At 69.5% G+C, this 20,115-nt stretch carries 16 protein-coding genes; 12 read left to right on the forward strand and 4 right to left on the reverse strand.

Annotation, left to right across the window (positions count from 1 at the left end; genetic code table 11):
• Nucleotides 1-384 precede the first annotated feature (384 nt).
• Nucleotides 385-1,665 carry a hemolysin family protein gene (locus E3O18_RS14690; protein WP_134397642.1) on the forward strand — a complete coding sequence of 427 codons (1,281 nt, stop codon included), beginning with the start codon at nt 385-387 and terminating at the stop codon, nt 1,663-1,665.
• Between the two features lie 66 nt (nt 1,666-1,731).
• On the opposite strand, the gene E3O18_RS14695 is transcribed toward E3O18_RS14690, so the two are convergent.
• Nucleotides 1,732-3,096, reverse strand: coding sequence for a protein kinase (locus tag E3O18_RS14695; protein ID WP_134394035.1), 1,365 nt, complete (start codon nt 3,094-3,096; stop codon nt 1,732-1,734).
• Between the two features lie 146 nt (nt 3,097-3,242).
• On the opposite strand from E3O18_RS14695, the gene E3O18_RS16815 reads away from it, so the two are divergent.
• Complete coding sequence (locus E3O18_RS16815) at nt 3,243-3,857, forward strand: DUF4232 domain-containing protein (RefSeq protein ID WP_166784942.1); 615 nt, start codon at nt 3,243-3,245, stop codon at nt 3,855-3,857.
• A gap of 113 nt (nt 3,858-3,970) precedes the next feature.
• Here the strand turns inward: E3O18_RS16815 and E3O18_RS14705 are convergent, their stop codons facing one another.
• Nucleotides 3,971-7,210: an efflux RND transporter permease subunit gene (locus tag E3O18_RS14705; protein WP_134394037.1), complete on the reverse strand. Its 3,240-nt coding sequence runs from the start codon at nt 7,208-7,210 to the stop codon at nt 3,971-3,973.
• A gap of 126 nt (nt 7,211-7,336) precedes the next feature.
• Here E3O18_RS14705 and E3O18_RS14710 point away from each other — a divergent pair, with 126 nt between their 5' ends.
• The 6 genes from E3O18_RS14710 (at nt 7,337) to E3O18_RS14735 (ending at nt 13,558) form a co-directional block, all read left to right on the forward strand.
• Nucleotides 7,337-7,540, forward strand: a complete 204-nt coding sequence (locus E3O18_RS14710; RefSeq protein ID WP_134394038.1) for a dodecin family protein — start codon at nt 7,337-7,339, stop codon at nt 7,538-7,540.
• A 127-nt stretch (nt 7,541-7,667) separates the two neighbouring features.
• A complete protein-coding gene (locus E3O18_RS14715; RefSeq protein WP_198410569.1) occupies nt 7,668-8,327 on the forward strand; it encodes a hypothetical protein in 660 nt (219 codons plus the stop codon).
• A gap of 97 nt (nt 8,328-8,424) precedes the next feature.
• A complete protein-coding gene (locus E3O18_RS14720) occupies nt 8,425-9,198 on the forward strand; it encodes a 5-oxoprolinase subunit PxpA (RefSeq protein ID WP_134394039.1) in 774 nt (257 codons plus the stop codon).
• Nucleotides 9,167-10,831, forward strand: a complete 1,665-nt coding sequence (locus E3O18_RS14725; protein WP_134418410.1) for a 5-oxoprolinase/urea amidolyase family protein — start codon at nt 9,167-9,169, stop codon at nt 10,829-10,831. Before E3O18_RS14720 ends, E3O18_RS14725 begins: the two co-directional genes overlap by 32 nt.
• A 131-nt stretch (nt 10,832-10,962) precedes the next feature.
• Entirely contained in the window at nt 10,963-12,768 is a 1,806-nt protein-coding gene (locus E3O18_RS14730; RefSeq protein ID WP_134394041.1) for a biotin carboxylase N-terminal domain-containing protein, read from the forward strand.
• An 88-nt stretch (nt 12,769-12,856) separates the two neighbouring features.
• Complete coding sequence (locus E3O18_RS14735; protein WP_134394042.1) at nt 12,857-13,558, forward strand: GntR family transcriptional regulator; 702 nt, start codon at nt 12,857-12,859, stop codon at nt 13,556-13,558.
• A gap of 396 nt (nt 13,559-13,954) precedes the next feature.
• Here E3O18_RS14735 and E3O18_RS14740 read toward each other — a convergent pair whose 3' ends face one another.
• Together E3O18_RS14740 and E3O18_RS14745 are read right to left on the reverse strand one after the other, a co-directional pair.
• A complete protein-coding gene (locus tag E3O18_RS14740) occupies nt 13,955-15,178 on the reverse strand; it encodes an NRAMP family divalent metal transporter (RefSeq protein ID WP_241978207.1) in 1,224 nt (407 codons plus the stop codon).
• Nucleotides 15,179-15,361: 183 nt separating this feature from the next.
• The gene (locus E3O18_RS14745; RefSeq protein ID WP_241976521.1) at nt 15,362-16,549 is read right to left on the reverse strand and encodes a M20/M25/M40 family metallo-hydrolase; all 1,188 of its coding nucleotides are present in this window, start codon (nt 16,547-16,549) and stop codon (nt 15,362-15,364) included.
• Between the two features lie 299 nt (nt 16,550-16,848).
• Here E3O18_RS14745 and E3O18_RS14750 point away from each other — a divergent pair, with 299 nt between their 5' ends.
• From E3O18_RS14750 to E3O18_RS14765, 4 genes are all read left to right on the forward strand, one after another.
• Nucleotides 16,849-17,772, forward strand: a complete 924-nt coding sequence (locus tag E3O18_RS14750; protein ID WP_134418411.1) for a CPBP family intramembrane glutamic endopeptidase — start codon at nt 16,849-16,851, stop codon at nt 17,770-17,772.
• A 109-nt stretch (nt 17,773-17,881) separates the two neighbouring features.
• Nucleotides 17,882-18,556: a universal stress protein gene (locus E3O18_RS14755; RefSeq protein ID WP_166784563.1), complete on the forward strand. Its 675-nt coding sequence runs from the start codon at nt 17,882-17,884 to the stop codon at nt 18,554-18,556.
• Between the two features lie 192 nt (nt 18,557-18,748).
• Nucleotides 18,749-19,630 carry a DUF4097 family beta strand repeat-containing protein gene (locus tag E3O18_RS14760; protein ID WP_166784564.1) on the forward strand — a complete coding sequence of 294 codons (882 nt, stop codon included), beginning with the start codon at nt 18,749-18,751 and terminating at the stop codon, nt 19,628-19,630.
• Nucleotides 19,631-19,632: 2 nt separating this feature from the next.
• The coding region (locus E3O18_RS14765; protein WP_134397077.1) for a PadR family transcriptional regulator at nt 19,633-20,115 on the forward strand (483 nt) is incomplete at its 3' end.

The raw sequence follows: 20,115 nt of genomic DNA on the forward strand, positions 1-20,115 counted from the left end.
CCCGTCGTGCATGACTCCTGCACATTGCTCAATCACTTATCGGGCACCCCCGGAATTCCGCGGATGTCCGGCGCGGTCTCGAAAAATCCCAGGAGTTATGCACCCGAGGCACCGAAGAGCACCTCCCGGGCCAAGTCGCGCCGTCACCGACCAGCCAGCCAGCCGACGTCCGGGCAGGTCGCCGGCCGGCCAGGAGCCCGCCCGCCCGCCCGTGGCTAACTCAGGAGAATGGCCGGCTTCGTCACTGCACCCTCTGCATTTCCGCGGCACCGCCACCCGATCGGCAGCCGACTCGCCGGATCTCCTGAGTTAGCCACACGCAGGAGGAGTCGAAGCAGCGGCGCGGCCCGGGTGGAGTCCTCGAACGGCTTTATAATGACCGGCATGGACGTTTATACCTGGCTCAACCTGGCGCTCGTGCTGCTGTTCGTGCTCATCGGCGGCGTGTTCGCAGCGACCGAGTTGGCGTTGGTGTCCCTGCGCGAGAGCCAGCTGCACGCGCTGGAACGCGAAAGCACGCGTGGCAAAACGGTCGCCCACCTGGCCCGGGACCCGAACCGGTTTCTGGCGGCCGTGCAGATCGGCGTCACCGTCGCCGGGTTCCTGTCCGCCGCCTACGGTGCCTCCACGCTGGCGCCCGACCTCGCCCCGCTGCTGGTGGTACTCGGGCTGTCGAAAGGGGCCGCGGACACGCTTGCCCTGGTCGGTCTGACGCTCCTCGTCGCCTACCTCTCCCTGGTGTTGGGGGAACTCGTGCCGAAGCGATTCGCACTGCAGAAGGCCAGCAGCTTCGCGCTCGCGCTCGCGCCGCCACTCCAGGTCTTCGCGACCCTGATGCGCCCCGTGATCTGGCTGCTGTCCGTCTCGACGAACGCCGTTGTGCGGCTCCTGGGCGGAGACCCGCACGCCCGGAGCGAGCTCGTGTCTGATGAGGAATTGCGCGACCTCGTCGCCGCACACGAGGGCCTCGAGGTCGAGGAACGGCACATCCTGAGTGAAGTGCTCGACGCCACCAACAGGCTGGTCAAGGAGGTGATGCGCCATCGCGGAGACGTCGACTTCCTGGTCGGCACGCAGACGATTCCCGCCGCCCTGGAGGAGATCCGGTCGCTGCCGCACTCGCGCTATCCGGTGATCGGCCGCTCAATCGACGAGGTGCTGGGCTTCGTACACGTGCGCGATCTCCTGGACCCCGACGCCCACCCCGGCGCGACGACCGTAGCCGAGGTGGTGCGGGCCATCGTCTTCCTTCCCGGCACCAATCGCATCCTGCCGGCCATGACCCAGCTGCGCCGTGCCGGCGTGCACATCGCGATCGTCGTCGACGAATACGGCGGCACCGACGGTATCGTGACTCTCGAGGATCTCGTTGAGGAGCTCGTGGGTGAGATCCACGACGAGTACGACCTGCCCGTGCCCGAGGGACACTCCGACGAGAACGGCCAGGCCCGGCTGGCGGATGGCGGCCTGAATATCGAAGACTTCACGGATGCCACAGGAGTCGAACTCGAGGACGGCCCCTACGAGACCGCGGCCGGCTTCGTGACCTACCGGCTCGGACGCATGCCCCAGGTGGGTGACACCGTCTCGGCCGGGGACTACCAGTTGCGGGTCGCCGCTCTCGACGGGCTGCGCGTCAGCGTCATCGAGGTCGGTGCCGGCTGAGCGAGGACTCCGCGTGACCACTGCGCCTGGCCACACCGCCTGATCACGCCACGGGGCCGCTTCCCTTCAGGAAAGAGCAGCGCGCCGGCTTTCCAGCCGCAGTTCGAGTTCGCTCATCACCAGGGCGGCAAGGTCGGTGAGAGTTCGGAGCTCGGGCGTGGTGATGGCGCGCGGTCGGAAGTCGATAACGCACAGGGTACCGAGGTTGTAACCGTTCCGGGTCGTCAGGGGCACTCCGGCATAAAACTGCAAGCCGAATTCCTCGGCCACGAGTGGGTTTGCGAGCGCGCGCGGGTCGGTGCGGGCATCCTCTACCACCCAGGGTCCCTCGGACATGATGGCCGAGGCACAGAGGCCCGGATCGCGGGGGATCTCCTCGAGGTCGAGGCCGTGATGCGATTTGAACCAGATACGGTCGGTGTCGACGATACTGACGATCGCGATCGGCACATCGTACAACCGGGCGGCGAGCGCGGCAATCCGGTCGAAGGCGCCGTCGGCGGGAGTGTCGAGAATGTCGAGGCGCGCGACCTCGTGCAGCCGTGCGGATTCGTCGCTGACGAGGTTGTGATCCACGGCACTACGATGGCGGCCGGTTTCCGCGATAACAGCTTGGTGCAGAGCGAGCACCACCTCCGCGGTCGGCGGGCGCTGCTCCGGCTTGCGGGCCAGCATGGTCGACAGAAGGTGCCGCCACTCCGGGGCGAGTGCCTGCGGGATGGCAGGGTCGCGCTGGAGTCTGGCTAGGGCCGACGGGATCGGCTCCCCGGGGAACGCCGTCTCACCGGTGAAGCATTCCAGGAGCACGAGCCCCAACGCATAGATGTCGCTCGCCGGTCCGAGGTTCTCTCCCCGGGCCTGCTCCGGACTGAGATAGGCGGCCGTGCCCGTCGTCATCCCCTGGGTGGTCACCCGCGCGCTGTCCGGGAACAGGGCGATGCCGAAATCGGTCAGCCGCGCGCGCGCTCGGGAATCCGAGCTGTATTCCGCGAGGAGGATGTTCGCCGGTTTGATATCACGGTGGATGACGCCGCGCCCGTGAATGTAGTCGAGCCCCTCCGCCAGGTCGTAACCGATCTGGGCGATGTGCCGCGTCGACATCGGATCCCGGTCGAGTCGCTGACGCAGGTTGACGCCGTCCACGAGCTCCATCACAAGGAAGATCTGCGGGTGGTCCGCCTCGGTCCGGTCCACACCGACGTCGAACAGGGTGACAATGCTGTGGTGGTTCAGACTTGCCAGCACGTTGATCTCGGCTTGCTGGCGCTGAATATTGGGCACGTCGGTGGCGCGAAGTTCGAAGATCTTGATCGCCACGTCCCGACCCAGACGCTCGTCGGTGGCCCGGTAGACCGAGGCCATTCCGCCGCGGCCGATCAGGTCCTTAACCCGGTAGCGTGCGTCCAGGAACTTCGGAAATTGCGTGGTCATCAGACCCCCCCCCCTTTGGAAATGAGTCTAGGTCAGCTTCGCGGGGGATGTTACACATCTTTGGCCCGCGCCCGTGTCCCTGGGCGACAACGCCCAGGCAGTGTGAAACTGGGGTTATGACGGTGATGCGGGGTCGAGGGCGGTCAATGGCAGTTGGACTGGGGTGCGCGGCGGCGTTGGTGCTGGCCGGATGCGCGGGGCCGGGTTCACCCCCGACAGGCGGTGTCTCGTCGCCCGGTTCGACCCCGACGGTAACTTCGACCCCGACCTCCCCAGCACCGCTGTCCTCGACGCCCGCTCCCGCCGATTCGGCCTCCGCCGGCACCTGCGGCCCGAACCAACTGTCGCTGTCGCTGCAGTCGCGGCCTCAGGACAGCGGCATGGGCAACTTCTACTGGGACCTGCGTCTCACGAACACCGGCCCGGCGGCGTGCACGGTCGAGGGCTACCCGGTGACGACTCTGGTCGGCACGGCCCTGAATGTGCCGGTCGGATCCGTTTCCGACACCGAGCCGGGACGCTGGTACCCGGTGGCGGTCCTCGCGTTGGCGCCCGGGACATCCGCGTACAGCCTGCTGCACCTCGGCCAAGCCGGCGCGTACGATTGTCCCCTCGTGCCGGTCGGCGCCCTCGACGTGACGCTGCCCGGCTGGGACACCGCGAGCCGGGTGGCCACGCCGAACCCGATCGAGGGCTGTGACGACGACAGCACCGTGCTCGTGCGCACCGGCCCGCTGGCCCCGGCCCCGGTCAGCTTCTAGAGCCGGGCCGGCTTCGGCCGCACGGTGGCCAACTCAGGAGATCCGGGCGAGGCCGCGGCATCCGTTGCCTGATCCCGGGGGCAGGGGCTTCAGCCGGCACCGGTTTTCCTGAGTTAGCCGCAGCGTTGCGTGCATAACCCCGGCGGATGCGCGCAGCTCGGCCCGGCGGATGCGCGCCGCTCGGCCCGGCGCTCCCGGCCGCCCTCGACCAGGAAGTACAGCACGGGCAGCACCACCAGGGTCAGCACGGTCGAGGAGACCAGCCCGCCGATGACAACGAGGGCCAGCGGCTGCGAGATGAAACCGCCCGTTCCGGTGAGGCCGACCGCCATCGGCAGCAGCGCGAATATCGTGGCGAGCGCGGTCATCAGGATCGGGCGCAGACGACGGGACGCACCGTTGACCAGCGCCTCCCGCACCGACTGCCCGCGACGCCGGTACTGGTTGACCAGGTCGATCAGCACGATGGCGTTGGTCACGACGATGCCGATCAGCATCAGCACGCCGATCAGCGAGGGCACACCCAGCGGGATGCCGGTGATCACCTGCAGGGCGATCGCGCCGGTCGCCGCGAACGGCACCGACACCAGCAGCAGCAGTGGCTGCAGCAGCGACCGGAAGGTCGCCACCATCACGATGTAGACGATCAGGATGGCGATCAGCAGCGCGAGCCCGAGCTGCGCGAACGCCTCGGTCTGGTCGGCGGTGACCCCGCCGAGCGTCGCCGTCGCGCCCTCCGGCAAAGCGGTGTCGGCCAGGGCTGCCGTCATCTGCGCGTTGGCCGCACCCAGGTCGTCGATGCTGGGGGTGGCGGACACGGTCGCCGTGCGCAGCCCCTTCGTCGTGGTGAGGGTGGACGGACCCTCGACCTGCTCGACCGTGGCCAGGGTGTCCAGGGCAACCGGTCCGGCCAGGGTCGGGATACTCAGGGCCGCGAGCTCGGCCGTCGTCGTCGGCGGCGCCTCGGACTGCAGGTAGACCGACAGGGTCGTCTCGTCGATCACGATGGATCCGATCACGCTCGGCTGCATGGCCTGCGACACCAGTGCGCCCAGGGCGAGCTCGCTCAGGCCCACGGCACCCGCGGCATCCCGGTCGACGGTCACCGCGATGTAGGGGCGTGAGGCCGCCAGATTGCTTGAGCTCTCCTTGATCGCGTCGAGGTCCTCCACGGAGGCGAGCACCGCGTCGGTGGCCCTCTGCAGGTCGGCGTTCGTGGCCGCGGTCACATCCACAGCGATATCGGATGTCCCGCCGAACCCTCCGCCGGACGAGATCGAGAATTCTCCGCTTCCGTTCAGGGCCGTGAGCTGGTCTCGCACGACATCCTGAACCTCGTCGGGGTTGGCCTCCCCGTCGGTGGTGATCGAGTAGGTCACGGTGTTTGACGACACGCCGCCGCCGAATGCGGCCAGGGCGTTGCCGCCACCGATGGAGACCTGCACGATTTCGACGCCGTCGGTGCCGCGAAGGGACTTCTCGGCGGCCGTGGAGGCGTCGTCCTGAGCTGCGAGGCTGGTGCCCACCGGCAGTGTCTGGGTGACTTGGAAGGTGGTCTGCCCGGTCGAGCCGAGGAAGTTGATCTTCATATAGGGAACCAGGGCCACCGTGCCGCCCAGAACGAGCACCGCGACCAGGAGTGTCGCGACGGCGTGGTTCAGGGTCCAGCGGATGACCGGGAGGTAGCCGGTCTGAAGGCGGCTCGGGCGCTCCTCGGGTGGGGCGTCCGCGCTGCCGTTGTGGCGGGTGCGGCGCGAGGTGGCGGGCTCGACGCTCACGGTGGGCGAGCCTGTCGAGATCGGCGAGGCGGTCGAGACCTCCGCAGTAAGGGCCAGGGGGGTTTCGACGAGCTCAACCACCGGGGCGGGCGCGACCGCCCTGGCCGGCCGCAGGAACCAGAATGCGAGCACGGGCACGATGGTCAGAGAAACCAGCAGCGACGCGAGCAGGGCGATCGAGACGGTTAGCGCGAACGGCCGGAACAGTTCCCCGGTCGAGCCGCCGACGAACGCGATCGGCAGGAACACGGTGACGGTGGTGATGGTGGATGCCGTGATCGCCCCGGCCACCTCGCGCACCGCGCGCACGATGGTCGCGGCGCGGTCGGCGCCCTCGACCAGGTTGCGGGTGATGTTCTCGATCACCACGATGGAGTCGTCTACGACGCGCCCGATCGCGATGGTGAGGGCGCCGAGGGTGAGGATGTTCAGCGAATAGCCCACGCCCTGCAGGCCGATGAAGGTGATCAGCACCGAGGTCGGGATCGAGATCGCCGTGACCAGGGTCGCCCGCACCGAGAGCAGGAACACGAGGATCACGAGAACGGCGAAGATCAGTCCGAGCAAGCCCTCTTCGGTGAGCGCGTCGATCGATTCCTGGATGAACGGCGCCTGGTCGAAGACGACCGTGAAGGTCGCGCCGGGGACCGCCGCCTCCAGCTGGGGCAGGATCGCGCGCACGGCCTCGGACACGTCGACCGTGTTCGCTGCGGGCACCTTGGTGACCGCGATGGTCAGTGCCGGCCGGCCGTCGACACGGGAGATGCTCGCGACCGGGTTCTCGCCGAGGGAGACGTTGGCGACGTCGCCGATGGTGGTCAGACCCGCGCCGGGCACCGGGGCGAGGATCGGAAGCGCCGCGATGTCCTCGGCCTCGCCGAGCTTCGATCCTGTCTGCACCGAGAGGGTGGTGTCGTCTTCGGTCAGCGAACCGGCCGGGATCAGCGACCCGTTCTGCTCCAGCGCACTGCGGATGCCCTGGCTGGTCAGGCCGCGTTCGGCCAGCTTCGCGGCATCCGGCGTGATGGTCACGCGGCGGCCGACGTCGCCGACCAGGGCTGCCTCGCGCACGCCCTGCACATCACGGATGTCGCCCAGTACGCTGCGCTTGAGGTCGTCGGCGAGGGTGTCGCGGTCGCCGCCGGACACGGCGAGGGAGAGCACCGGGAAGTCGTCGATGCTGCCAGAGAGCACCTGCGGGTCGAGGTTCTCCGGCATGGTCGACTTGATACGGTTGATGGCCTGACTGATGCGCGATTCGGCCTTGACCAGGTCGGTGCCGTAGGTGAACGTGGCGCTGACCAGCGACGCGTCGGTGCTGCTGGTCGTCGAGGTGGATTCGAGCCCGGGGATGCCCTGGATCGCCGTCTCGATCGGCGTCGACACGTCGTCGTTGACGACCTCGGGCGAGGCGCCCGGGTAACTCGTCGAGACCACCAGTTGCGGCAGCTGCAGGGAAGGGATCAGCTCCTGCTTGAGGCTGGTCAGGGCGAGGCTGCCGAAAACGGCGACGACGATGGTGATCAGCGCGATCAGCGCCCGGTTCTTCATGCTCAAGACAGCGAGAAAATGCACCCGTTCAGTATCTCATTGCAGGGTGTGCAGACTTCCCTGCCCGGGGCATCCGTCGGGCCGAGGCAGACGGAGGGGCGTACCCTCGGCCGCAAGACGCACCATCAACCCGAACGACAAGGAGCAATTATGACTGTGGCACGCGTAACAACACTCAGCATCCGGTCCGACAGATCCTTCGAGGATGCCGTCGCCGTCGGCATCGCCCGGGCGAGCAAGACCCTGCGCGGGGTCTCCGGCGCCTGGGTCAAGGAACAGAAGGTGGAGGTGACAGACGGTGAGATCACCTCGTACGACGTCGTGATCGAAGTCACCTTCGTTCTCGACGACTAGGCACGGGCTGCAGACGAGGGACCGGCCCGACAGGTCGCCGGCGGCGTGGAAGGCGGCATCCGCGCCGCTGGGCCGGGTCGGCCTGGCAACTTGATAACGGGCCGATAGTGCAATTGGATGGACTTCCATGACCCGTCGCCTCGCCCAGCTCCTCATCGGCCTCTTCCTCTACGGCTTGGGGATCGCGCTGATTGTGCGCGGCGAGATCGGCGTGGCCCCGTGGGACGTACTCACCCAGGGCATCTCCGGCCTCACCGGCCTCGGTTTTGGGTTGGTCACCATCCTGATCAGCGGCGTCGTGCTGCTGCTCTGGATCCCGCTGCGCCAGAAGCCGGGCGTGGGAACCGTGCTGAACGCCCTGCTCGTCGGGCCGGCGGCGGATGTCGGCCTCTGGCTGATCCCGACGGGGCAGGATTTGTGGGTGCGCATCCTGCTGTTCGCGGCCGGGCTTCTGGTGCTGGCGATCGCCACCGGCCTCTATATCGGCGCGCATTTCGGCCCCGGCCCGCGCGACGGGCTGATGACGGGCCTGCACCAGCGCACCGGCTGGCGCATCTGGATCGTGCGCACGGGCATCGAGGTGACCGTGCTCAGCATCGGCTGGGCGCTCGGCGGCAACGTGGGCATCGGCACGGTTCTCTTCGCCGTGCTCGTCGGCCCGCTCTGCCACTGGACGATCCCGTTCTTCGCGATCACCCTGCCCCAGAACGACGACGCCCGGCTCGAGGAGACCCTCGAAGGTTCCGTGCCGCCCTCCGAGCCCTCCCTCGACAGCCCCGCGAACTGACTCCGGCGCCGAATCGGGCTTCCACCCGCCAATACATTGTTGAACAATCTGCGGAAGTGGTGCATCCTTAACCAAACTTCCACGGACGGAGACCCGGATGTCCAGCATCGATTCAGACAGCATCGATCTAAACAGTGATGTCGGGGAATCCTTCGGCAACTGGTCCTTCGGCGACGACGCCGCGATCATCTCCTCCGTCTCCAGCGTGAACGTGGCCTGCGCCTTCCACGCCGGGGATCCGAGCACGATCCGCGCCACCTGCACGGCCGCCGCCGCAGCCGGCGTGACGGTCGGCGCGCACCCGGGCTACCGGGACCTGGCCGGCTTCGGCCGCCGGTTCATCGACATGGAGCCCGGTCACCTCACCGACGAGGTGATCTACCAGATCGGCGCGCTGCAGGCCCTGGCCGCGGTCGCCGGAACCCGGGTCAGCTACGTCAAACCGCACGGTGCCCTCTACAACACCATCGCGCACGACGAGGTGCAGGCGCAGGCCGTCGTCGACGCGATCCGCGCCGTCGACCCGAGCCTGCCCGTGATGGTGCTGCCCGATTCCGAGATCCAGCGCCTCGCCGACCGGGCCGGGCTCCGCACAGTCGTGGAGGCCTTCGCCGACCGTGCCTATAACCCGGACGGCTCCCTGGTGTCCCGATCGCGGCCCGGCGCCGTGCTGCTCGACCCTGCCGCCGTCACCGAGCAGGTGCTCCGCCTGGCCGGCGACCGCCAGGTGCGTTCCGTCGACGGCAGCCTCCTCACGGTGACGGCCGAAAGCATCTGCCTGCACGGCGACACCCCCGGCGCCGTCGCGCTGGCCGGTGCGGTGCGCTCCGCGCTGCAGGATGCCGGCATCCCCATTCGAAGCTTCGTCTAGCCCCGTGGCCGGTCCCGTTCGCATCATTCGAGCCGTCGGCGACCGCGCCGTGCTGGTCGAACTGGCCGGCCTGGCCGACGTGCTCGACCTGCAGGCACACCTGCAGCGGCATCCGTTGGCCGGGCAGCTCGACGTGCTCGCCGCCGCGGAAACCGTGCTGATCACCGGCGTCTCCGCCTCCGCCGCACGGGGATTCGCCGACGCCCTGCGGCAGCTGCAGGTTCTGCCGGCCGCCCCCGCAGACGCCGCGCTCGTGCAGATCGACACCGTCTACGACGGGGAAGACCTCGCCGACGTCGCCGCGCACACCGGCCTCAGCATCGAGGGCGTCATCGCCGCGCACACCGGCCAGGACTGGACCGCCGCGTTCGGCGGCTTCGTCCCCGGTTTCCTCTACCTCACCGGCGCGAGCGCCGTGCTGACCGTGCCCCGGCGCAGCTCGCCGCGCAGCTCGGTGCCCACCGGCTCCGTGGCCGTGGCCGGCGACTACTCCGCCGTCTACCCCCGCACCTCCCCCGGCGGCTGGCAGCTGCTCGGCCGCACGGACGCCCGGCTCTGGGACCTGAAGCGTTCGCAGCCGGCCCTGATCCGCCCGGGTGACCGGGTGCGGTTCCGCGCGGTGCGCGAGCAGGTCGCCGCCGCGGGGGTCCTCGGGCCGGAGACCGCAGTCGCGGTGGGAACTCCGGCTGCGACGGCCACTCCCGATGTCGCGGCAACCGCGGTCCCCACCCCCGCCACCGGCATCCGCGTGCTCTCCCCCGGCGCGCAGACGACCGTGCAGGACCTCGGCCGCCCCGGCTACGCCGACCAGGGCGTGACCGCGTCCGGTGCACTCGACCGTGGCGCCCTGCGGCGCGCCAACCGGGTCGTTGGAAATCCGGCCACGGCCGCCGTGCTCGAGAACGCCCTCGGCGGCCTGTCCCTGACCGCGCTGGCAGACCAGGTGCTCGCCGTCACCGGTGCCGTTCTCCCGCTCACGGTGACGGATGCCGTCGGCCGCCACCGCGAGCTGCCGATGGATTCCGCCGTCTCCCTCCTCGCCGGGCAGACCCTGTCGCTCGGAGCCCCCCGCTCGGGCGTGCGCAGCTACCTGGCCTTCCGCGGCGGCATCGACGTGGACCCGGTGCTCGGCAGCCGGTCCACCGACACCCTCAGCGGCATCGGTCCGGCCCCGCTGACCTCGGGAACCGTGCTCCGGATGCTGCCGCCCGCCCCCGGCAGCGCCGTGCACCACCCCGAGACCCCGCCGCCGGCCCCGGCCGAGGTCACCGTGCTGCGCTTCGTGCCGGGACCCCGCGCGGACTGGTTCGAGCCGGCATCCGTCGACCGGTTCGGCGACGCGGAGTGGACCGTCACCCATCAGTCGAACCGGATCGGCCTGCGGCTGGCCGGTGAGCCGCTCGCCCGGTCGCGGCCGGGCGAGCTGGCCAGCGAGGGTACGGCCCGCGGGGCCATCCAGGTGCCGCCGTCGGGCCTGCCGGTTTTGTTCCTCGCGGACCACCCGGTCACCGGCGGCTACCCGGTGATCGGCGTCGTGCTCGCCGAGGACCTCGACCTCGCGGCACAGTTGCCGACGGGAGCGCGCATCCGTTTCACGCCCGTGCCTGCCGAGCCCGTCCCCGCCTCCCCCTAATGCCCGCCCTCACGCGCTACGCGGGTGCTGCGCCGCTGCGCTGCCGGCACGCCACGCGCGGAGCGGCGCAGCCCCCCGCGCGTGCCGCAAACACCCCCCCGAACTCACACGCCGCGACCGAGAGCTGAACCATGCAGAAAGTCCTGATCGCCAACCGCGGTGAGATCGCCGTGCGCATCGCTCGCGCCTGCGACGATGCCGGCCTCGACTCCGTGGCCGTCTACGCGGACGTCGACGCCGACGGCCTGCACGTCTCGGCCGCCACGGAGGCCTGGGCACTCGGCGGCGACAGCCCGGCCGACAGCTACCTCAACGTGGCCAAGCTGCTCCGCATCGCCCGGGACTCCGGCGCCGACGCCGTGCACCCGGGCTACGGCTTCCTTTCGGAGAACGCCGACTTTGCTCAGGCCGTGATCGACGCGGGACTGCTCTGGATCGGTCCGACGCCCGCCGCGATCCGGGTGCTGGGCAACAAAGTCTTCGCCCGTGAGATCGCCATCCGGGTGGGAGCTCCCCTGGTCGCCGGGTCCGAGGGCACCGTGGAGACCGCCGCCGAGGTGCGCGCCTTCGCCCTGGAGCACGGCTTGCCGGTGGCCATCAAGGCGGCGTTCGGCGGCGGCGGCCGCGGCCTCAAGGTCGTCTGGGACATGGATGCGATCGAGGAGTCCTTCGATTCGGCCGTGCGCGAGTCGACGGCCGCCTTCGGCCGCGGCGAGTGCTTCGTCGAGAGGTTCCTGCACAAGCCCCGCCACGTGGAGGCGCAGATCCTCGCCGACACCCACGGCAACGTGATCGTCGTGGGCACCCGCGACTGCTCGCTGCAGCGCCGCAACCAGAAGCTCGTCGAAGAGGCGCCAGCGCCCTTCCTCACCCCTGCGCAGAACAGCCAGATCTATTCCTCGGCCAAGGCCATCTGCCGGGCCGCCGGCTACACCGGCGCGGGCACCGTGGAGTACCTGCTCGCGCAGGACGGCACCATCTCGTTCCTCGAGGTGAACACCCGGCTGCAGGTCGAGCATCCGATCACCGAGGAGACCAGCGGCATCGATCTGGTACTGGCGCAACTGCAGATCGCATCCGGCGGGACCGTTCCCATCTTCACCGACCCCGAACCGCGCGGGCACTCGTTCGAGTTCCGCATCAACGCCGAAGACGTGGGGCGCGGGTTCCTGCCGTGCCCCGGGACCGTGGCGACCTTTACCGTGCCGACCGGGCCGGGCATCCGGGTCGATTCCGGGGTCAGGGCTGGCGGCATCGTACCGGACCGGTTCGACTCCCTGCTCGCCAAGCTGATCGTCACCGGCGCCGACCGGCAGCAGGCCCTGCGCCGCGCCCGCCGAGCCCTGGCCGAGTTCGAGATCACCGGCCTGCCCACCGTTCTGCCGTTCCACCGTGCCGTGGTCACTTCGACGGCATTCACCGCGCCCGACCACCTCGGCGTGCACACCGGCTGGATCCAGGCCGACTTCGCCGAAGAACTGCCCAGCGACCCCCAGTTCAATCCCGTGCCGCCGGAGGCCGCCCGGCACACCATCAGCATCGAGGTCGACGGGCGACGGATGGCGCTCGGCCTACCTGCCGCCCTGCTCGACAGTCTCCTTCGCGGGCTGGGCGGCGCAGTCGGTTCGGCCGCTACGGGAAACGGAGCGGGGAGCGGTGCGGCCGCTGTCACCACTGCCTACGAGCTCCCCACCGGGGGCGACTCGGCCCCCGCCGCAGACCCGGACACCCTCCGGGCCAGCATGGGCGGCTCGGTCGTGAAGTGGATGGCCCCATCCGGAGCGTTCGTGGCCGCAGGCGACCCGGTGCTCGTACTCGAGGCCATGAAGATGGAGTCGATCGTGGTGGCGCACCGCAGCGGAACCCTGCGGGACCAGCTGGTGCAGCCCGGCGACACGGTGGCGGTGGACAGCGCGGTCGCCTCGATCGGGGACTGAGCACATCCGTCACCCGGTTCCAACGGCCCGCCGGAACACCCCGCCCGTCCTCGGGCCGCCGCTCCGACCGGGCGGTATCGTGGGCACCATGACCCTCGCCGAGACCCTCGCCGACCTGCGTCACCGCACCGCGTCGGCGCGTCACGCCGAGACCGGCCAGTGGGTGTCGGGGATGCTGCGCGAGCGGATCGCGGCCGGCCACCTGCCGCCCGGCACAAAGCTCCCCGAGGAGTCGCTCTGCGACGCGCTCGGCGTCTCACGCAACACCCTCCGCGAGGCCTTCGCGACGCTCAGCGCCGAACGGGTGGTCACCCGCATCCCGAACAGGGGCGTCTTCGTCGCCCGGCCCACGGCAGACGACATCCGGGAGATCTACCGGGTGCGGCGCTTCCTCGAGCCGGGTGCCCTGGCATTCACACCGGCCGAGGAGCTCACCCCGGCGAAGCTGGACGGACTGCGTCAGGCCGTGGCGAGCGCGCGGAAGGCCCGCGAGGCCGGTTCGGTCCCCGGCATGGCCGGTGCCAACCAGGAGTTCCACGCCGGCGTCGTGGCCCTGGCCGGCAGCGACCGCCTCGATTTGCTGATGGCGCAGGTGCTCGCCGAGATGCGCCTGGTCTTCCATTCGATGGGCGAGGAGGCCACCTTCCACGCGCCCTACGTCGACGACAACGCCCGCATCGTCGAGCTGCTGGCGGCCGGCCGGTCGACGGATGCCGCGGCACTGCTCACCGGCTACCTGCAGCGCGCCGAGGCCCAGCTTTTGTCGATCGTGGCCGAGCCCGTCCGCTAGCCGGCGGTATCCGGCATGGCTGCCCGGCCCCGCTCCCCTCAGCTGCCTGCATGCGTCTGTGCTGTACCTCCGCGCTGTACCCCCGCGCTGCGCCCCCGCGCTGCGCTGGTTTGTGGCTAACTCAGGAGATCCCGCCGGGCTGCGCACCGAAGCCGCGGACCAGTGCGGTGGCCAGCACCAGCCGGTGACCACGCAAACAAAACTCCTGAGTTAGCCACAGAGGCGGACGATGAAGCAGGCAGCGGGGGTAGATGTCGGCGACGGAGAAAGGGGGCGCCGGGTCGGCGGACGGCGACGGAGAAAGGGGGCGCCGGGGCGTCGGACAGCGGCGGGAAACGGGGGCGCCGGGACGGCGGCGCGCGGCGGACCATGCAGGGTGGGGGTCAGGGACATCCGTCAGCCCCAAAGCGTCGCGAGTCCGCCGAGGGACTGATAGCCGAGGAACAGCGTCAGCAGCCAGGCCAGCACGCCGATGCCCAGCAGCCACTTCGGGTAGACGTAGCCGCCGAGCAGGTCGCGGCGGCGCCAGGCCACCCAGAGGATGACAGCGAAACCGAACGGGAGGATCAGCCCGTTGACCGCGCCGGCCATGATCAGAAGCGTGGCCGGGGCCTGGCCGAGCAGCGTGTAGACCAGCGTTGACACGGCGATGAAGACGACTGTGGCGATGCTGCGGGTGCGGAGCGAGGTTTGTGAAGTGGTCACAAACGAGATCGAGGTGTACGCCGCTCCGATCACCGAGGTGATGGCCGCGGCCCAGAGCACGATGCCGAAAAGTTTGAACCCGATCTCGCCGGCCGCGGCCTGGAAGGCCTCCGCCGGCTGATTGTCGCTGGTCAGGGCCACGCCCCCGGCGACCACGCCGAGGATGGCAAGGAACAGGAGCACCCGGATCACGCCGGTAATGATGATGCCCAGCACCGAACTGCGGGTGATCTCGGTGATGTGGGCCCGTCCGGTCACGCCGGCGTCAATCATCCGGTGCGCGCCGGCGTAGGTGATGTAGCCGCCGATCGTGCCGCCGATCAGGGTGGTGATGATGAGGACGTCGATGTCGTCGGGCAGCACCGCGTTCTCGACCGCGAGGCCGAGGGGCGGATTCGACACGATCGCCACGTAGGCGATCAGCAGGATCATCACGGCCCCGAGCACGACGACGATCTTGTCCAGTGCGAGCCCGGCCCGTTTGCTGAGGAAGATCGCGATCGCGACGGCCGCCGAGAGGATGCCGCCGAGCTTGGCGTCCAGGCCGAAGAGCACGTTGACACCCAGGCCGGAACCCGCGATGTTGCCGATGTTGAACACAAGCCCGCCGAGGCAGATCAAGGTGTTGGCCAGTTCCTGCGCTCGCTTACCGCTGACGCCGATCACCCGCCAGACGTTGAGCTGCACCGCGATGTCGACCAGGATCGAGACCAGGATGGCGAAGGCGAAGGCCGCGCCGAGCTGCACCGTGAAGCTTGTGGTCTGCACGATGAAGCCGGGTCCGACGGCGCTGGTCGCCATCAGGAACATGGCGCCGAGGAGCGCACTGCGCTGCGCCCGGCGCGGGCCGCGCAGCTTCGTCTTCACGCCGGCGGTTTTCGCTCGAATCTTGGCGCGGACGACGTTGAAAACCATGGGGCGCTCACTTCTCGGAAGGTCAGCACCGGCGGTCACTGATGTCGAGCCAGCCTACATATTGTTCAACAATGAAGACAACCATGAGGCCTACATGGACTCCCCCCAGCCGGCGGGGTGCGGCGGGGCAGGGACGGCGATGGGGCCGAGGCAGGGTTCGGACGGGATCGCCGGGCGCGCGGACTACCCGCAGAAATCGGCGATCGTGCGGGTCAGAATCTCGGTGAGAGCGTCGACGGATGCCGCGTCCGCCCACTCCGCGTCGGCGTGCGCTCCGCCACCGTCCACGCCCACGACCAGGCAGGGGATGCCGGCCTCGTGCAGCAGCCCGGCGTCGGTCCAGAACGGCTCGCCGCGGACAGCCGGCCGGCGTCCGAGCACCTCCGTCGCCCGTTCGGTCACCAGACGCACGATCGGCCACTCCGGATCGGCCTCGAACGCCGCACGCGCCACGAGCCGGGTCAGCCGGAAGCGGAACCCGACGACGACGACGGCGAGCCGCTCCAGCAGCGCCCGGAGCTCGGCCTCGACCCGGTCGGGGCTCTGGCCGGGCAGCATGCGCCGCTCGATCGTGAGCGTGCAGGCGGCGGCGACGGTGGCGGCATCCGAACCCCCGGCGATGGTCGACACGCGCACGGTACCGTGGCCGAGCAGCGGATGCGCCGGCGCCGCCTCGATGTCGGCCCGGAGCTCATCGAGGGCGCGCAGCACCAGCCCGGCGTGCACGATGGCGTCGATGCCGCGCTCCGGCTGGGATCCGTGGGCGGCCAGCCCGGTGAGTTCCACCTCGAACCAGGCGAAACCACGATGGGCGAGCGTGAGGCACAGCTCGCTCGGCTCGGCGACGATCGCCGCGTCAGCTCGGAAGCTGCGCAGTACCTCCATGGTGCCGAGGCTGCCAAACTCCTCGTCCGCCACGAGGGTGACGATGACGTCTCCGGCGAGAACGGATTCCCCGGCCGGCCCGGCCGCATAGGCCCCGGTTCCCCTGACTCCCGTCGCGCGCGCCGCCGCGACCAGGATCGCCGCGACGCCGCCCTTCATATCGAAGGCTCCCCGGCCGATGACGCGCCCGTCCCGGAGCTCGCCCGCGAACGGATCCCCGGCGAAACCGCCGACGCCGACGGTGTCGAGGTGCCCGTTGAGCATCAGGGAGCGTCCTCCCCCGGTGCCGCGCCGGATGCCGACGATCGTAGGCCGCCCAGGATGCTCCTCGAGGCGGTGCACCTCGAACCCGCGTGCGGTGAGCCAGTCTGCACACCAGGCTGCGATCATCCGTTCGCCTACCGCCTGCGGCACCAGGTCGGAGTTGACGGAATCAATGCCGATGAGCCTCTGCAGCACGTCCACCGGTTTGCTTTCTGAATTCACACCCTCAACCTAGCGGCGCCGCAGACCGCGAGAGCGAATGCAACGTCGGTTTCAGGGCGGCACAGCGACGATTCACCCGCTCTCGCGGCCGGGCAGCCGGCGAGGCAGCCGGCGACAGCTCCCGCACGCACTCCTCGAGCGAATACGACGGGAGATTTTGTCCGAAACGCCCCTTCAACATCTGGGAGACCTTCATTGCTCCCAAAACCCCGTCGAATTGGTTCATCGCCGGGCCTCGATGCCCGGTCGCGAGGCGAGACGAACCGGCCGTTCCCCGCACGGGTTGGGTACCATATCTCATGGGCGATGGCGCGGCAGGGTCAGCGAAACGGGCAGCGGGCACGAGTGGGAGCACGGGCAGCCCAGTCACAGGCGGCACGCGCGGCGGCACGAGCGCCGGCGCCGGACCGGCAACGTCGAGCGCACGGGTTCGCCCGCGCGCCTCCTGGGGACTTGTCCCCGCCACGCTGCTCTCCGCCTCCGCCGTGCTGTTGTTCGGGGCGCGCGAGCCGCTGCCCGGCTACGCGCTACTCGCCGCGGCCATCGGGCTCGCCTTCGCCATCGACCGTGCCCTGTTCAAGGATCTGCTCCTGATCGCGATCGGACTGCTGATCATCAGCACCATCTCGGTCGAGGCCGACATCAGCTACCCGAATATGGCGCTGATGGGGACCGTGCTGACCGTCGCCGTGCTCGTGCCCTACCTGCTCTCCCGCTACGCGTTCGGCGACCACGCGATCCGGTTCCCGATCCGCACCGGCCAGCGCTGGACCTCTCTGGAACGCTGGTATCTGCCGCTTGTGTTGCTGCTCGGCTACCTGATTCTGCCGACCTATTTCATCCGTTCCGGCGCCTACCAGAACTGGCCGGCCGTGACCGCCCCCGACGAGATCGCCCGCCTGTTCGTGGGCGTCGGCTTCGTCGGCATCTGGGACGAACTTTTCTTCATCTGCACGGCGTTCGCCCTGCTCAGGCGTCATTTCCCCGACTGGCAGGCCAATCTCCTGCAGGCCGTGATCTTCACCTCGTTCCTGTGGGAACTGGGCTATCAGAGCTGGGGGCCGCTGATGACGTTCCCCTTCGCGCTGTTGCAGGGCTACACCTTCGCGCTCACCAAATCACTGACCTACGTGGTGATCGTGCACCTGCTCTTCGACGCGGTCGTCTTCCTCGTGATCGTGCACGCCCACACCCGCGACTGGCTGCCGATCTTCCTGTACTGAGGCTCAGGCGGCGAGCCGGTCGACGGATGCCCCGGCCGCCGGACCTCGCCCCCTTGCAAGTTCGGCGCGGGCCGCCAATGCTGAGGGCATGTGGGCAGAAGGCGTCTGGGTGACACCGCTTCTGGTGGCGGCCGGCTGGGTCCTGGTGGGACTTGCGTCGGCGTTCGTGATGATCCGCCGCGGCCACGATGCCCCGATCTGGGTGGTTCTCGGTCTGGCTGCCGGCCCCTTCGCCATCGCGCTGGCCGGGCTGGCCGTCTACCTCGAGCGGGAGGAATTGGCCGAGGCGGCCGTGATTCCCGGGGAATCCCTCGAGGGAGACGTGCGGGTGCTCGTCTGCATCGACGGTTCCGAGGCCGCGGACCACGCCGCCGTCACGGTCGTGCTCCTCCTCGGGGCGAGGCTGCAGACCGTGACGCTGCTGACGGTCCTCGACTACGACGTCGCGCTCGACGTTTCCCCCGACAGGCTTGACCGCATCGCCGCCGGCATCCAGTCCGCCGCCGTCGGCCAGCTGGCCGACCTTGCGGTGCACCCGTTCAGCACCCGGGCCACCGGGGGCGCCGCCGATCAGATCCTGCGTCGGGCGGGCTCCGGCGCCTACGACCTCTTCGCCCTCGGCTCCCACCGGCAGCGCCGCTCGCGTTTCCTTGGCAGCGTGGCCCGGGAGATCGCCAACAAAGCCCCGATCCCGCTGCTGACTGTGCGAGCCGCCCCGGTCGAATCGATCGAATCGGCCGAGCGCGCCGCCCGCCTCGGCCCGACCATCGAGCCGGAGAGTTGACCGCCCTACCGGAAAGCCGGTCCGGAAGGCTGAACGGAAGGCTGAACCGAGAGCTGAAACCCGGCTGAGAGTTCGCGCCGGCGCTTGTCAGCTCGCCACTCGCGATATATCGTGAGTTTCAACAAACGCGATATATCGTGAACAGGTGGTGAGCATCCGCTGCGCGGACGCCGCCCCGAAAAGGAGAATTCCATGGCTTTGGAAAAATGGCTGGTCAGCCCCGGGCAGACCACGGTGATCGACATCGAGGTCGTTCGGGCGCTCAAGGTGGGCATGATCGGCGGCAAGATCGACGTGATCGGCCACGACGAGCCGGGCACTCGCATCGAGGTGCACAGCGTGACCGGCAAGGACCTCAAGATCTCGGTCGACGGAGACACTCTCGAGATCGACCATCCGCAGTTGCGCTGGGACAACTTCATCGAGGTCTTCGCATCGTTCCGCGGCACCGCGAAGGCAGACGTCAGTATCCTGGTCCCCCGCGACGTGGCCCTGAAGCTCGGCGTGATCTCGGCCGAGGCCCTGATCTCGGGCCTCACGAACGGCGCCCGGCTGAGCACGGTGTCGGGCGACATCGTGGTTGACGGCGTCACCGGGAACCTGGAGCTCAACGCCGTGAACGGCGAGCTGTCGGTGCGCGGCCTCGAGGGCAGCATCGTCGCCCACACGGTCTCCGGCGATTGCACGGCGAGCGGGGCCATCCGTCGCTTCAGTCTCGACGGGGTTAACAGCGAGGTGTTCCTCGACATCGAGGGCACGCCCGATTCCATCAACACGAACACGATCAGCGGCAGCCTCACCGTGCGCCTCGGCGCCGATGTGGCGACGCGCTACCGGCTGAACACCGTCTCGGGCACGCTGCAGCTGGACGACCAGACGATTCGCGGCACCTTTGGAAAGGGCTTCGAGTCCAGCACCGGCACACTCCAGGGCAGCTGGCTCGAGCTGCAGGCCAACTCGGTGTCGGGCGACATCACGGTGGTGCGTCGCAGCACCGAGGCTGCGCCCGCGGGCCCGGCCGGCGAACGAGCAAACACCGAACCGGGCGACGCCCGCGCCAACGGGGAGGTCTGAGAATGACCCCCGTCTTCGCCCACGGCAGCCTTCGCCTCTACCTGCTCAGCCTGCTCGCCGATCAGCCGAGGCACGGCTACGAACTGATCCAGGCGCTCAGCGACCGCTTCGGCGGAACGTACATCCCGAGCGCCGGCACGATCTACCCGCGCCTGGCCAAGCTTGAAGAGGAAGGACTCGTGACCAAATCGACGGATGGCCGCAAGACCGTCTACGAGATCACCGACGCCGGCCGCGCCGAACTCCAGGCCCGTCAGGGTGACCTGCACGACCTCGAGACCGAGGTCGCCGACTCCGTACGGCGACTGGCCGATGACGTGCGGTCGGGAGTCAGCGCGGCGATGCGCAGTCTGCGCCTCGACCTGGCCTCCGCCAAGCGCCAGGCGGGGGATGCCCGCAGCGCACGCAAGGCGGGCACCACCGCGGGCACCGCCGCCGGTCATGCCGCGCGCACCGCGGCCGGGGCCGCCGCCGGCGCGGCAGCC

The sequence above is a fragment of the Cryobacterium sp. TMT2-42-4 genome, from assembly GCF_004402645.1.
GTDB classification, from domain to species: Bacteria; Actinomycetota; Actinomycetes; order Actinomycetales; family Microbacteriaceae; genus Cryobacterium; species Cryobacterium sandaracinum.